A 13,348-nucleotide genomic window follows, 5' to 3' on the forward strand; every position below is an offset into this window, starting at 1 on the left:
CCGCCACCGCCCCGGATCACTCGAAGCGGGACGTGTCCCCGGCTCCGCGCCGTACGATCTCGGGCTCGTCGCCGGAGAAGTCGATGACCGTGGTCGGCTCGGTGCCGCAGTCGCCCGAGTCGATGACGGCGTCCACCTCGTGGTCGAGACGCTCCTTGATCTCCCAGCCCTGCGTCAGCGGCTCCTCCTCGTCCGGCAGCAGCAGGGTGCTGGAGAGCAGCGGCTCGCCGAGCTCGGAGACCAGCGCCTGGGTGACGACGTGGTCGGGGATGCGGACGCCGACCGTCTTCTTCTTCGGGTGCAGCAACTGGCGGGGGACCTCCTTCGTCGCGGGGAGGATGAAGGTGTAGCTGCCGGGCGTCGCCGCCTTGACCGCACGGAACACGTCGTTGTCCACGCGGACGAACTGCGCCAGCTGCGCGAAGTCGTGGCACACCAGCGTGAAGTGGTGCCGGTCGTCGAGATTCCGGATCGTCCTGATCCGGTCGATGGCGTCGCGGTTGCCCAACTGGCAGCCCAGGGCGTAGCACGAGTCGGTGGGGTACGCGACGAGCGCACCGGACCGGATGCTGTCGACCACCGTGCCGATGGTGCGGGGCTGGGGATTTGCGGGGTGCACGTCGAAGTACTTGGCCATTCGCCGAGCTTACGCGTTCGGGCAGGACCGGGGAGAGCCCTGTGCACGGAAGCGCGGGAGGCGGCCCGTCGCACGACGGGCCGCCTCTTCTTCCGCTTCGTACGCCGGTGGCCGGTCAGACCGCGGCGGCCCCCACCAGCTCGTCCAGGACGTCCTCCATGGTCACGAAGCCGATGACCGTGCCCTTGCCTCCGGTGACCGCCGCGAGATGCGTACCGGCGGCACGCATCGCGGTGAGGGTGTCGTCGAGAGGGGTGTCGATCTCGACCCGGATGACGGGGTGGAGGGCGCTCTTCGGCAGGGCCTTGGTGCGCTCCGCGACACCGAGGGCGTCCTTGATGTGGAAGTAGCCCAGCAGCCCGTCGTCCGGGCCGGTGACCGGCAGCCGGGAGAAGCCCGAGGCGACCGCGGCCCGCTCCAGGCCCCGCGGGGTGATGCCCAGGTCGACGGTGACGGTCCGGTTCAGCGGGACCATCACCTCGCCGACCGGCCGGGTCCCGAGCTCCAGGGCGTCCCGCAGCCGCTCGCCGTCGGCCGGGGCCAGCAGCCCGGCGTCGCTGGAGTCCTTCACCAGACGCACGAGCTCGTCGTCGGTGAACACCGAGGCGACCTCGTCCTTGGGCTCCACCTTGAGCAGCCGCAGCAGCATGTTGGCGAAGGCGTTGATGCCGAAGATGACCGGGCGCAGCGCCCGGGTCAGCGCCACCAGGGACGGCCCCAGCGCCAGGGCCGTGGCGACGGGGGCGGCCAGCGCGATGTTCTTCGGGATCATCTCGCCGATGAGCATGTGCAGATACGTCGCCAGCGTCAGCGCGATCACGAACGCGATCGGGTGGACCAGCGCGTCGGGCACGCCCACCGCGTCGAAGGGCGGCTCCAGCAGATGGGCGATGGCCGGTTCCGCGACGGCGCCCAGCACCAGCGAGGAGATGGTGATGCCGAGCTGCGCGGTGGCCATGGCGGCCGACAGGTGTTCGAGGCCCCACAGGGTGCTCTTGGCACGGCGGCCGCCCCGGACGGCCTGCGGCTCGATCTGGCTGCGGCGGACCGAGATGAGCGCGAACTCCGCGCCGACGAAGAAGGCGTTGGTGAGGAGAGTGAGCGCGCCGATGGCGAGCTGGATCGTGGTCATCGGGCGTCCTCCTTCACGAGGGCCGGCGCCGGCGCCGGCGCGGTGATCCGGACCCGGTCGGCCCGGTGGTGCTCGATGTCGAGCACGTCGAACTGCCAGCCGTCGACCTCCACCCGGTCCGCACGGACGGGGATGCGGGCCAGCTGGTTGGCGAGGAGGCCGGCGAGCGTCTCGTACGGGCCTTCCGGCGCGGTGAACCCGATCCGGTCGAGCTGGTCCAGCCGGATGCTGCCCTCGGCCGCCCAGACCTCGCGGCCGTCGCCGAGCGGCTCGGCCGGTGCGATGTCGGGGCGCTCATGGGGGTCGTGCTCGTCGCGGACCTCGCCGACGACCTCCTCCACGATGTCCTCGACGGTGGCCACCCCCGCCGTACCGCCGTACTCGTCGATCACCACAGCCATCGTCCGGTGCTTGCGCAGCTGAGCCAGCAGCCGGTCGACGGGCAGCGAGTCGGGGACGAGGAGCGGCTCGGTGGCGAGCGCCGTGACCGGGGTCCGGGACCGCTCCGACTCGTCCAGGGCGAGGACGTCGCGGATGTGGACCGTGCCGATGACCTCGTCCAGGCTGTCCCGGTAGACCGGGAAGCGGGACAGGCCCGTGGCCAGCGTGAGGTTGGCGGCGTCGGCAGCCGTGGCGTGCGCTTCCAGTGCCCGGACGTCGATGCGCGGCGTCATGACGTTCTCGGCGGACAGCTCGGCCAGGTGCAGCGTCCGGACGAACAGCTCGGCCGAGTCCTGCTCGATGGCGCCCTCACGGGCGGAGTGCTGGGCGAGCGCGATCAGCTCCTGCGGCGTACGGGCGGAGGCCAGCTCCTCGGCCGGCTCCAGGCCCAGTCGCCGCACGAAGCGGTTCGCGGTGTTGTTGAGGTGCCGGATCAGCGGGCCGAAAGCCGCCGTGAACGCCCGCTGCGGGGTCGAGACGACCTTGGCGACCGTGAGCGGGCTGGAGATCGCCCAGTTCTTCGGGACCAGCTCACCGACGACCATGAGGACCACCGTGGACACCGCCACGCCGAGGAGCGTGGCGACCGTGGACACGGCCCCCGACGGCAGCCCGACGGCCTCCAGCGGGCCGCGCAGCAGCACCGCGAGGGACGGCTCGGCCAGCATGCCGATGACCAGGGAGGTCACGGTGATGCCGAGCTGGGCGCCGGAGAGCTGGAAGGTGAGCCGCTTGGCTGCCTTGAGTGCGCTCTCGGCGCCGCGCTCACCGGCCTTCGCGGCGCGTTCGAGCTCGCTCCGCTCGATGGTCGTGAGCGAGAACTCCGCCGCGACGAACACCGCACAGGCCAGTGTCAGCGCGAGGGCGAGGAGAAGAAGGACCACTTCGCTCACCGTGTCACCTCCGTCCCCTGGTGCGCGGGGTCGGGGATGACACGGTTCGTACTGGGAGGCTCACCCATTGCGGTGCCGCAGCTCCTTCTCTGTTCGGATCGTCCGGATCGACGGTGGGGGACGGGTGTGAAACCCGCCTGATAGATAGTAAAGGGAACGCAAAGCAATGGGGGAGTGGCGGGTGTCACACGGAGTGCCGTCCGGGGGGAAGAGCCTCGCGGTGGGCGGCGGGGCGCGGGGGCCGGGCGGGCGCTCGCGATCTTGATGGCCGGAACTGTGCGCAGCGGTCGCGGCTTGGGAAATCCTTTACCTCCCGGGAGCTTCTGCCCGGCGAGGCGGCTCACGCCCCCTCGATCGCCCATCCACAGAAGGAGCGGACGCCGCACATGGTGTTCAAGAAGTTGCTCGGAGCCCTCGGCGTCGGCGGCCCCTCGGTCGACACCGTTCTGCAGCCCGGCCCGGCCCTGCCCGGTGGTGTCGTCTCAGGAGAGGTCCGCCTGCGGGGCGGCGGGACGGACGTGACGGTCGACCGGATCTCCCTTCTCCTCGTCGCCCGGGTCGAGAGGGAGGGCCAGGAGGAAGAGGACGAGGGCACGGTCGTCCTCGAACGGTTCACCGTCGGCGGCGGGTTCCGGCTGGCGGAGGAGGCCGACCACACGGTGCCCTTCACCCTCACCCTGCCGTGGGAGACGCCGATCACCGAACTCCACGGCCAGCACCTCGGCCCCGTGCTCGGCATCCGGACGGAGCTGGAGATCGCGGGGGCACGCGACAAGGGCGACCTCGACGCGCTCGCGGTGGGACCGCTGCCCGCGCAGGAAGCGATCCTGGAGGCCTTCGGCCAGCTCGGCTACGCCTTCAGGTCCGCGGACCTGGAGCTCGGCCACATCCGCGGAACCGGCCAGCGACTGCCCTGCTACCAGGAGATCGAGATCCTCCCGCCGGCCGGTCACGCCCACGCCGTGAACGAGATCGAGGTGACCTTCATCGCCGCACCGGGCGGCCTGGAGGTGGTCATCGAGGCGGACAAACGCGCCGGGTTCTTCTCGGAGGGCCACGACACGGTGCACCGCTTCACCGCATCCCACCACGCGGCCCCGCAGACCGACTGGAACGCCCGGGTCGACGCCTGGCTGAAGGAGGTCGTCGCCGGCCACGGGGCCCATGGAGCGCCGGCCCCCTACGGTGACGACCACGGCGACCGGCACCGCTCGGGCCCGGGTGCGGGCGCGGTGGCGGCCGGGGCCGCGGCGGGCGTGGCCGTGGGTGTCGTCGGCGGCATGGTCGCGGCGGAGGTGGTCGACGAGATCGGTGACGCCTTCGAGGGCGAGGAGGACGAGGGGAGCGAGGAGGAGGGCTGATCGGGGGAACCGCGGGCCGGGAGGGAGCAGCCCGCCCTTCCGGCCCGTCCCACGCCGGGCCGGACGCTCGGCCACCTCGCCGATCGGACCCGGCGGGAGCGGCGGATTGCGGGTAGGAAGGGGGGAGCGAACGGCCGCCCATGTGGACAAGGAGCCCCATGAATCCCGGAACCCCTCCGCCCGATCCGCGGCACCGGCGTCCCGACGGCGTCAGCGACGCGACTGTCGAGGCCCTGGGGGCCCTGTCGAAGGCGCTGGAAACCGCCGAGCGGGCCCGCGGCGCCCTCTACGATTTCCACCAGCTCACCGGGAGCGCCGACCTGGTCCTCGACGATGCCGTACGACTGCTCCGTGCGGCGGGACACGGGCGCCGGGCCGATCAGGTGGAACGGGAGATCCTCGGCCGCAACGTCATTCCAGGGCACTGGACGTTCCAGATCGTCGAGGAGTACAACTCCACCTACTACGACGTGTTCCGGGCGATCGAACGGGAGATCAGACAGGAACTCGCCGAGGGTCGCGACCACCTCTACGAAGCCGAGATGAAGGCGGCCCGGCGGACCGAGGGGCATCCGGACCACACTGCCGACTGACGTGCTGTGCCCAGGAGTCGAGGTCGGCCACCCCTGCGTACGTCCCGCGATCCCGGGCACACGGAGGTCACCGCTCGGAAGGAGCTCCCCATGCTCGGTATAGCTGCCGCAGTGCTGTTCTTCATCGCGTTCCTGATCAACGCGGCCGACATCTCCACCAACGACGTGTTCGCGTCGACCAACGTGATGCTGCTCGGCCTCATGCTCCTCGCCCTCCATGTCGCGGGCGTGGGCGGGGGCACCCGGCTCGGCGGTTCGCGCCGACGCTGAACCTTTCCTCCCGGCCCCACCGTCGTACGACCGGCGGTGGGGCCGATGCCTGTCGTCGGGTCGCCCCCTGGGCCGTCACCGAACGTAGCCGCACGAGATGCGGAGCGCACCGACTGCGGTGACGCTGGGGCTCCGGTCGCGCACGCAACGCCGGTCGCCGACGGAGGACCCACGACGGAGGACACCCCATGAACCTGTACGACAGCCCGGCGGAGCGAGCCCGCCGCACCCGTGAACGCGCCGAGGAACTGGGACGCGCCGCCGACCGGGCCACCGACCCCGAGCACCGTCGACGGCTGCGGGCGAAGGCGCTGCGACTGCTCCGCGAGGAGCCCGCACCCGACCCGGGCTGCTAGCAGCGGTCGTACGGGAAAAGCCGATTGCCCGGGCGCCCGCCGCCCGGGTAGCGTCACGCGCCGTGACCCCCACTCTGCGCACCGAGAGGCTTCTGCTGGAGCCGTACGTCCCCGAGGACGAAGAGGACTTCGTCGCTCTGTTCCAGGACACCAGGGTGTCCCGGTGGATGGGGGACGGCCCTTCCTCCGAGGCGGAGGACCGGGCGCTGTTCGGGCGGGTCTTCACCATGGTCTACGCCCAGGACCTCTTCGCCGTCTGGGCCGTCCGCCGCGACGGCCGGCTGGTCGGGCACGCCGAGATCAAGCGGACCGACACCGTCGACGGCCACGAGATCATCTACGCCCTCGCGCCCACGGCGTGGGGCTCCGGCCTGGGGACCGAACTGGCCCGGGCCGTCGTCGCCCACGGCTTCGACACCCTCGGACTGGACGAGGTCCACGCCACCGTCGCCGCCGCGAACGAGGCGTCGCTGACCCTGCTGGACAGGATGGGCTTCGCGTACGTGAGGGACATCGAGGAGGACGACGGCAGCACCACCCGCGTGCTGACCCTCCGCCGCTGACCCCGGTTGGTCGCCCGGTCACCCAGATCGCCCGGTCGGACAAGGCCGGCGCCGACGCCTTGCGCCGCCTCCCGCCGCCCCGGATCCGGACGCCCCCCTCACGCTCGCTCCCGACGACGCGGCGGCGACTTCCCCGCCCGACGGGGACGACCACCGCACCCGCTCGCCCACCACCGCCGACTCCGGGAGCAGCGGGGGCTCGCCCAACCGGCTTCCACCGGGATCTCCTGGGCGGGGGCCACCGACGCACCCCCGATGCCATGACGCTTGAGGGCGTCCGCGACGAAACCGCCCGCCTTCATCGAGGAACCCGATGTCCGCCCGCCCGGCCCGTACCGTCGACCGACAGCGCGGCCCGCTCGAAGGCCACCAGCTCCACGGGCACCCCGAGCCGCCGCCCGAACTCCCGGGCCAGGTCGACGGAGACCTCTGCCGGCTCCCCGCTCGCCGGATCCCGGTGGGCCAGGATCGGGTTGCCGAGGTTGATCGAGGCACGCAGGGTTCCGCCGGGCGCGAACGTGGAGACCAGGGCGTCGGGCGTCGGCAGCTGAGTCATGGAGCCGAGTCCACGAGGGAGCCCACGGCGGTCGGCGGGCGTACGAGACCGCCGCAGCCTGCGGTGGAAGGGCGGGCGGGACCCGCCGGTCTCCGGCGTGCCAGGCCCTTCACGTGGGGGGGGCAGGCGCCCCACCCGGCGTGCTCAGGCCCCCACCGTGCCGTCCACCCCTTCCCGCAGCAGGTCCGCGTGACCGTTGTGGCGGCCGTACTCCAGCAGGACGTGCACCATGACCATCCGCAGCGAGACGTCCTTCTCCCAGCGCGGCTGACGCCCCACCAGGTCCAGCGAGGCCGCCTCCCGCTCGATCCGGCGCGAGGTCTCCACCTCCGCCTCCCAGGCGGCGAACGCCTCGGCCCCGGTCGAGGCGCTCGCGTCGTACGCCGCCTGGAAGTCGAACGGCTTCTGCGACCACACCATCGGAGCCGCCTCGTCGTCGAACACCCTCCGGAACCAGGCGCGTTCCACCTCCGCCAGATGCCGGAGCAGAGCCAGCAGCGACAAGGTGGACGGCGCCATCGACCGCTCGCGCAACTCCTCGTCGCTCAGCCCCGCGCACTTCATGGCCAGGGTCTCCCGGTGGTAGTCGAGAAAGGCCCGCAGCGTCTCGCGCTCGCTGCCCAGGAGCGGAGGCCCGACCCGGTCGTCACTCTTCATGATCATCATCCTCGGTTCCGTGGTGCCGGCCGACAGTATGTCCGTTGGGGCGTTCCCCGGGCAGCCGGGTTTCCGCAGAGCCGCATCCAGGGTGTGGGCCATGGACGTACGAGAACTGCTGCGGCGCTCCGGAGGACCGGTGGCACGCGACCGGATCGGGGACGACCTGGCCGCGCTCGGCCTCGGGCCGGGCGACACCGTGACGTTCCATACGCGCCTGTTCCCGTGTCGTGCCCGGGGGACAGGACCCGTTCGCGGTCATCGTCCGGGCGATGCCCGACGCGGGCATCGGCCGGACCCGCACCGTCGGGGCAGCCGACAGCTGCCTGTTCGATGCCGGTCCCGCCGTCGACTTCGGTGTCCGCTGGATCGAGGAGCACCTGAACGCCCCCGCGTGACGGCCGGCCAGGCTGCTCAGGCCAGCCGCACCCTGACCGTCTGTGTCGCCCCGCGCGCACCGGACAGATCGCCGAAGACGAGGCGCAGCGACGCGCCCGCGGTCGCCGACGTCACCGTACCCGGCTTCGATACGACCGAGGCGACCGCCCGGTTCCACGTGAGGGTCAGGCTGGTGCGCATCCGCATGGGGTCGCTCACGCACACCGTCGCCGTCCCGTCGGCGTGCTCGGTCACCATCACCGAGCACGGGGCGTCCGCCACCAGCGGCCCGACGCTTGCGCCGAACCAGAAGTTGACCGCCGTCAGCCCGAGCGAGGGGACCGCCACCCCCTGCTGTTCGTCCGTATTGGCGAGCACGCGCAGCCAGCCGCTGTCGGCAGCCCGTGCCGCCGTGCGCTGTTCGGACGCGCCGGGCAGGAGCTGGTAGGCGTACGTGGCGTCCGACGGGTCCGTGCCGTGGTCGAACCAGAGGGTGAGGTACTTCCGGGAGACCGGATCCGTGGAACCCGCCCTGTTGATGTCGCGCCAGCGCCCCGTCCGGTTCTCCCGCAGCGCCTTCACCGTCGCCCCGCCCGGGAACACGTAACCGCCGTGCCCGGCCAGGTGCGCCCAGGACGCGCCGGACAGCGTCGCCGACCAGGGGGCGGTGACCGGTTTCGCCGAGCCGTCGACGGTGAACGGGGCGTTGCCCGTCGGCCCCAGGTTCCGGTTGTCGACCGTGGTCTCCACGGCCGCGCCGTCGCGGCCGTGGATGCCCGCGCCCAGACACACCACCGTGTCGTCGAGGAAGAACCACGACTTATTCGCCATCAGCGTGCTGGACAGGCCCTTGAGATACTGCCCCACGGCGGCGCGCTTGGTGTCGGTGACCCCGCCGACCCAGTTCACATCCGGGAGCGCGACGCCCCAGTCACCGCCCGCCCCGTCGGCGAGCACCTTGCGCGAGACCGTGGTGCCGGGCAGCCGGTACGGGTCGACGGTGGGCCAGAACGCGTCGCTGTACTGGCCGTTGGCGAAGGTGTCGCCCCACCAGTAGAGCATCCCGTTCCCGGTGTGCCAGCCGCGCAGGTTCTCGCCGTTGCCGGTCTCGTAATAGGTGGTCCGCCGGTCGGCCATGCTCAGCGACGCCGCCCAGCCGGGACGGCGGTGGGTGGCCCGGGCCATGTCGGGGAAGAGCCGGTGGCCCGCCGGCTCGGCGATCGGGGCGAGAGCGGTGTCGTCCAGGACGCTCTTGATCCGGGCCAGTGCGGTGAGCCCGAGCGAGGGGTTGTTCAACGGCGGGCTGTAGTAGTCGCGTTGCGCCCAGCCCTTGACGAGCGCCCGCCACCGGGCGTTCTCGGCGGCCGACGCGCCCCGCCCCAGCAGCACGATGGAGGCCAGGACGGGGTGCCCGCGCCGGTGGTCGTCGACCTCGCCCCGGCTGATCGCGCGCCCCGCGACGGAGTCCATGACCAGGCCGTTGTAGAGGAACGGGGCCCACGCGTTCTCCACCGCGTCGAACACCACCTGCCGCTTCGGGTCGGTGACCTCCCACGTGGTCCCCTTCAGCAGCGCGAACAGCAGCCCGAGCCCGCCGAGCATCACCGATCCGTAGCTGCCGGTGTAGGGCACGGTGGTGTGCTGGATGAACGAGCCGTCCGCGTACAGCCCGTCGCCCTTCGTCACCAGCGGGAAGACGGGCGAGAGGGCGTCCCGGGCCAGTGCGATCTTCGCCGCGCTCTTGCCGACGACCCCGCGCAGGGCCAGCACCCGGCACAGGTCGACCCGGTTCGCCCCGGTGCTGGTCCCGGTGTACGAGGCGACGGCGGAGTCCGGTACGAAATGGTCGACGGCGGCGCAGTAGCGGGCGAGCCGCTCCGGGACGATGGAGTCGTACATCAGCACGCACACGTCCAGCAGGGCCTGCGGCGCGCCGATCTGCCAGCTGTACCAGTTGCCGTACCGGGTCTGCCCGTCGTTGTACACCTGGGTGTTGAGGTGCTCAAGACCGGTGAGCACGGCGTCGCGCAGTCCGGTGTTCCCGGTCAGCCCGGTGCCCTGCTGACGGTAGGCCTGGGCCATGGTGTTCAGACGGACGAAGCTGTCGGCCATCCGCCCCGATAGGACGTACGACTCGGCGTCCGTGTCCGGGTCCGGATCCGCGAAGACGGCGTCGGGCCAGAGCGAGCCCTCCGCCGGGGCCATCGCCTCCAGCCACTGCGACGCCTTCGCGCCGAGATCGGCCAGTCGGCTCTTGAAGGGCTCGGCGGTCGGGCTGAACCCCTCGCCGAGGAGCAGGGCGCTCCATGTGGTGCGGAGCGCGGCGTACGGATCGTCCTCGGGGCCGGCGGAGGCGGCGCCGGGCGTGGCGAGCATGAGTGCTCCGCCGCTTGCGGCGGTGAGCACCGCGGAGGTGGCGAGGAAGGTGCGGCGGGACCAGGCAGAAGTCATGGGAGAGCTCCGGGTCGGTGACGTGTCTCCGGCGGGAACCCGGCGCGCGGTGAGCGGTGGGCGGGCGCTGAACGACCCCGGGATCCGACTGTTCTGAGCGGGCGGGCACTTTCTAGCAGCCGCCTGGCGACTCGCTCAATAACTTTGGCCGAATTGATCGTATCGATCGATTTTCTGGATGCACAGGGCGCTGTCGAGCGCGAACCGGCGTGCGCCCGTCGCGCGGGGGTAAAACTCCGCACGGATCGTTTCGAGCGGATGTGATCGATATGGTTGAGCCAGGCCGGACGGCGGCCGCCCGGGGCCGGAATCCCCGCGCTTCCGCCGCCGGAACACCGTCCGCCCCGAGCCCAGCCGTCTCCGAATCCAGGGGGATCCATGCGACTGCACGTCGACCAGCGCCACGAGCGAGTGCTCGAACTCGTCCGCGAGCGCGGCAGCCTGCGCGTCGCCGAACTCGCCGAGGAGCTCGGCATGTCCGCCGTGACCCTGCGCCGGGACGTCGAGGCGCTGGCGGCCCAGGGCCTGGTGGAGCGGCTGCACGGCGCGGTGGTGTGGCCCTCCGGGCAGTCCCGGCCCGCCCCGGCCCCCGCGCCGACCGCCGAAGGCCTGGTGGTGGGCATGGTGGTGCCGACCACCGAGTACTACTACGCGGACGTGGTGCGCGGTGCCCGGCAGACCGTCGAGGCCGCGGGCGCCCGGCTCACCATCGGTCTCTCCCGTTACCTCCCCGACGAGGACGCCGCCCAGGCCCGGCGGCTGCTGTCCACCGGCGCCGACGGGCTGTTGCTCACCCCGAGCTGGGAGCGCGGCTGCCCGGAGCAGGGCGAGGGCCTGTGGACGGTGGAGCAGGAGACCCCGGTCGTCCTGGTGGAACGCTCGGCGCCCCTCGGCCACCCGGCGGCGCGCCTGGACCGGGTCCGCTCGGACCATGCCCACGGGGCCGCCGAAGCGGTGGCGCACCTGGCCCGGCTCGGGCACCGGGCGATCGCCCTCGCCGTGCAGGACAGCCCGACCGCTCCCCGGCTCCGGGTCGGCTACCGGGCAGCCGTGGAGGCGCTGGGGCTGACCCCGGTCTCGCCCTCACCTCTGGGCGAGGCCCCGTCGCAGTCGGAGGCCGATCGTTTCGAGCGAACCCTGGAGTATCTGTGCCAGGGCGTGGCGAGCGGCAACGTGACCGCGGCGATCGTGCACAGCGACGCCGACGCGATCGTCCTCATCCCCCGGCTCCAGGCCAGGGGGGTACGGGTGCCCGAGGACCTCGCGGTGATCGCGTACGACGACGAGGTCGCATCGCTCGCCGACCTGCCGCTCACCGCGGTGGCCCCGGACAAGCACGCCGTGGGAGCCGCCGCCGCCCGGCTCCTGCTCTCCCGCCTCGGCGTCGACGACCCCGGCGCGGCGGGCCCGGGTGCCGGCGCCCGCCGGCACCTGGACATCCTGCCCACCTTGCGGGTCCGGGTCTCCTGCGGGGCGGCCGCCGCTCTCTGACACGAGAAGCGGCGCAAGGACCCACGCAGAGAACCGCACCACGAGCCGTGCCCGGGTCAACAGGCCCCGAGGGCGTGGCTCTTGGCGTTTCCGGGCTCAACGGTCCTCGCGGGGAGCAGCCCGACCCGCAGGTGATCGATTCGATTGAATTGGTCATTTGCTCTTGACGGCGATCGGTTCTGCGCAAAATGATGTGTGGCGTTCGCCTCATCTCCCGCAGTTCGAGGTCTCGTAGGAGCCGGCCCATGCCCTGTACCGCCCGCACGTCCCGCCTCGCCCTGGCGGCGTCCGCCGCCTCACTCGCCCTGCTCGCCACCGCCTGCGGCGGCTCGGGCTCGGACGCCTCGGGCCCCGTCGACGGCAAGCCCGTCACCCTCACCTTCTGGTCGGCAACCGCGGGCGCCAAGGAGACCGCCGACGCCTTCAACAAGACGCACACCGGCATCAAGGTGAAGTTCTCCATGGTCCCCGCGGGTCCCGAGGGCGTCACCAAACTGTCCAACGCGGTCAAGGGCGGCAACGCCCCCGACGTGGCCACCATGGACTACTCCGCCCTGCCCGAGTACGCCAGCGAGGGCAACCTGGAAGACCTGACCCCCAGCTCCGGCGACCTGGTGAAGAAGGAGTTCCCCGAAGCCGTCCAGTCCCTGGTCAACCTCGGCGGGTCCACCTGGGCGGTCCCTTTCGACGTCACACCGATCCAGCTCTTCTACCGCAAGGACCTCTTCGAGAAGCACGGCGTCGACGTGCCGACGACCTGGGCCGAATACCGTACGGCCGCCGAGAAGATCCACACCGGCGACCCCGGGGTCACCATCACCAACTTCGGCGGTGGCGATCCCGCCCTGCTCTCCGGCCTCGCCTGGCAGGCCGGCGCCCGGTGGTACGGCACCAGCGGCGACGCCTGGAAGGTGAACATCGACGACGCGGCCTCCCGCAAGGTCGCCGCCTACTGGGACGACCTCCTCGCCGACGGACTCGCCTCCAAGACCCCCCTCTGGGGCGAGGGCGAGACCAAGGAACGCGCCACCGGCAAGGTCGCCACCATCATCGGTGCCGCCTGGAGTGCGGGGAACTTCCCCGTCAGCTACCCCGACTCCAAGGGCAAGTGGGGCATAGCGCCCCTGCCCACCTGGGACGGCAAGGCGAGCACCGGCATGTATGGCGGAACCTCCTACATCGTGCCCAAGGGCAGCGAACACACCGAGGCCGCCGCCGAGTTCATCGAATGGGTCACCACCGACCCGGAGGCCATGACCGCCCGCCTCAGCTCCCTCAAGACCCCCAGCAGCGCCCTGCCCGCCAACGAGGGTATGCGCGCCGCGGCGGCGAAGGAGTTCGACAACTCCTACTTCGGGGACCAGGACGTCTACGCCCTGGCCGGTCGGGCGGCCGGCACCATCGTGCCCGGCTGGACCTGGGGCCCGGTCCAGCAGCAGGTCACCTCGGTGCAGATGGCCGCGGGCGGCGACCACACGAAGATGCTGAGCTCCGGTCAGGCGAAGGGCGAGAGCGCGGTCACCGACCGCGGTCTGAAGCTCGACAAGTAGCCCCGCGGCTGCCCGGCAC

Annotated in this window: 12 protein-coding genes and 2 pseudogenes; 8 read left to right on the forward strand and 6 right to left on the reverse strand. The window is 71.9% G+C overall.

From position 1 onward, the window contains the following. Positions 1-16: 16 nt before the first annotated feature. From RNL97_RS32565 to RNL97_RS32575, 3 genes are all read right to left on the reverse strand, one after another. Entirely contained in the window at positions 17-637 is a 621-nt protein-coding gene (locus RNL97_RS32565; RefSeq protein WP_030590729.1) for an L-threonylcarbamoyladenylate synthase, read from the reverse strand. Between the two features lie 115 nt (positions 638-752). Next, positions 753-1,769, reverse strand: a complete 1,017-nt coding sequence (locus tag RNL97_RS32570) for a hemolysin family protein (RefSeq protein WP_030590726.1) — start codon at positions 1,767-1,769, stop codon at positions 753-755. Further along, positions 1,766-3,103 (reverse strand): hemolysin family protein, encoded by a 1,338-nt coding sequence (locus tag RNL97_RS32575; RefSeq protein ID WP_030590723.1) that lies wholly within the window; start codon positions 3,101-3,103, stop codon positions 1,766-1,768. The genes RNL97_RS32570 and RNL97_RS32575 overlap by 4 nt, the downstream gene beginning before the upstream one ends. Positions 3,104-3,489: 386 nt before the next feature. On the opposite strand from RNL97_RS32575, the gene RNL97_RS32580 reads away from it, so the two are divergent. The 5 genes from RNL97_RS32580 (at position 3,490) to RNL97_RS32600 (ending at position 6,246) form a co-directional block, all read left to right on the forward strand. Further along, positions 3,490-4,464, forward strand: coding sequence for a sporulation protein (locus RNL97_RS32580; RefSeq protein WP_243316215.1), 975 nt, complete (start codon positions 3,490-3,492; stop codon positions 4,462-4,464). A gap of 158 nt (positions 4,465-4,622) precedes the next feature. Beyond that, positions 4,623-5,057 carry a hypothetical protein gene (locus RNL97_RS32585; RefSeq protein ID WP_030590717.1) on the forward strand — a complete coding sequence of 145 codons (435 nt, stop codon included), beginning with the start codon at positions 4,623-4,625 and terminating at the stop codon, positions 5,055-5,057. A 90-nt stretch (positions 5,058-5,147) separates the two neighbouring features. After that, positions 5,148-5,327 (forward strand): hypothetical protein, encoded by a 180-nt coding sequence (locus RNL97_RS32590; protein WP_030590714.1) that lies wholly within the window; start codon positions 5,148-5,150, stop codon positions 5,325-5,327. A 188-nt stretch (positions 5,328-5,515) separates the two neighbouring features. Then, positions 5,516-5,683 carry a DUF6381 family protein gene (locus tag RNL97_RS32595; protein WP_199814248.1) on the forward strand — a complete coding sequence of 56 codons (168 nt, stop codon included), beginning with the start codon at positions 5,516-5,518 and terminating at the stop codon, positions 5,681-5,683. 62 nt (positions 5,684-5,745) lie between these two features. Further along, positions 5,746-6,246 carry a GNAT family N-acetyltransferase gene (locus RNL97_RS32600; RefSeq protein WP_030590712.1) on the forward strand — a complete coding sequence of 167 codons (501 nt, stop codon included), beginning with the start codon at positions 5,746-5,748 and terminating at the stop codon, positions 6,244-6,246. 303 nt (positions 6,247-6,549) lie between these two features. On the opposite strand, the pseudogene RNL97_RS32605 reads toward RNL97_RS32600, so the two are convergent. Both RNL97_RS32605 and RNL97_RS32610 read right to left on the reverse strand, forming a co-directional pair. Further along, a pseudogene (locus RNL97_RS32605) lies at positions 6,550-6,802 on the reverse strand (ABC transporter substrate-binding protein); the annotation flags it as partial. A gap of 144 nt (positions 6,803-6,946) precedes the next feature. Beyond that, positions 6,947-7,459 carry a DinB family protein gene (locus tag RNL97_RS32610; RefSeq protein ID WP_030590708.1) on the reverse strand — a complete coding sequence of 171 codons (513 nt, stop codon included), beginning with the start codon at positions 7,457-7,459 and terminating at the stop codon, positions 6,947-6,949. Between the two features lie 221 nt (positions 7,460-7,680). On the opposite strand from RNL97_RS32610, the pseudogene RNL97_RS32620 reads away from it, so the two are divergent. Beyond that, a pseudogene (locus RNL97_RS32620) lies at positions 7,681-7,857 on the forward strand (aminoglycoside 3-N-acetyltransferase); the annotation flags it as partial. Positions 7,858-7,873: 16 nt separating this feature from the next. Here the strand turns inward: RNL97_RS32620 and RNL97_RS32625 are convergent. Further along, the gene (locus RNL97_RS32625; protein WP_313751578.1) at positions 7,874-10,288 is read right to left on the reverse strand and encodes a polysaccharide lyase 8 family protein; all 2,415 of its coding nucleotides are present in this window, start codon (positions 10,286-10,288) and stop codon (positions 7,874-7,876) included. Between the two features lie 378 nt (positions 10,289-10,666). Here RNL97_RS32625 and RNL97_RS32630 point away from each other — a divergent pair, with 378 nt between their 5' ends. Together RNL97_RS32630 and RNL97_RS32635 are read left to right on the forward strand one after the other, a co-directional pair. Next, positions 10,667-11,779, forward strand: a complete 1,113-nt coding sequence (locus RNL97_RS32630; RefSeq protein WP_243316218.1) for a substrate-binding domain-containing protein — start codon at positions 10,667-10,669, stop codon at positions 11,777-11,779. Between the two features lie 245 nt (positions 11,780-12,024). Then, a complete protein-coding gene (locus RNL97_RS32635) occupies positions 12,025-13,329 on the forward strand; it encodes an ABC transporter substrate-binding protein (RefSeq protein WP_243316219.1) in 1,305 nt (434 codons plus the stop codon). Positions 13,330-13,348 lie beyond the last annotated feature (19 nt).

Origin of the sequence: Streptomyces parvus, assembly GCF_032121415.1 — a bacterium.
GTDB lineage: Bacteria > Actinomycetota > Actinomycetes > Streptomycetales > Streptomycetaceae > Streptomyces > Streptomyces globisporus_A.

Coding starts and splice junctions, on each gene's coding strand:
- RNL97_RS32565 (WP_030590729.1), bottom strand. CDS start 637: ATGGCCAAGTACTTCGACGTGCACCCCGCAAATCCCCAGCCCCGCACC.
- RNL97_RS32580 (WP_243316215.1), top strand. CDS start 3,490: ATGGTGTTCAAGAAGTTGCTCGGAGCCCTCGGCGTCGGCGGCCCCTCG.
- RNL97_RS32595 (WP_199814248.1), top strand. CDS start 5,516: ATGAACCTGTACGACAGCCCGGCGGAGCGAGCCCGCCGCACCCGTGAA.
- RNL97_RS32625 (WP_313751578.1), bottom strand. CDS start 10,288: ATGACTTCTGCCTGGTCCCGCCGCACCTTCCTCGCCACCTCCGCGGTG.
- RNL97_RS32585 (WP_030590717.1), top strand. CDS start 4,623: ATGAATCCCGGAACCCCTCCGCCCGATCCGCGGCACCGGCGTCCCGAC.
- RNL97_RS32635 (WP_243316219.1), top strand. CDS start 12,025: ATGCCCTGTACCGCCCGCACGTCCCGCCTCGCCCTGGCGGCGTCCGCC.
- RNL97_RS32570 (WP_030590726.1), bottom strand. CDS start 1,769: ATGACCACGATCCAGCTCGCCATCGGCGCGCTCACTCTCCTCACCAAC.
- RNL97_RS32590 (WP_030590714.1), top strand. CDS start 5,148: ATGCTCGGTATAGCTGCCGCAGTGCTGTTCTTCATCGCGTTCCTGATC.
- RNL97_RS32630 (WP_243316218.1), top strand. CDS start 10,667: ATGCGACTGCACGTCGACCAGCGCCACGAGCGAGTGCTCGAACTCGTC.
- RNL97_RS32610 (WP_030590708.1), bottom strand. CDS start 7,459: ATGAAGAGTGACGACCGGGTCGGGCCTCCGCTCCTGGGCAGCGAGCGC.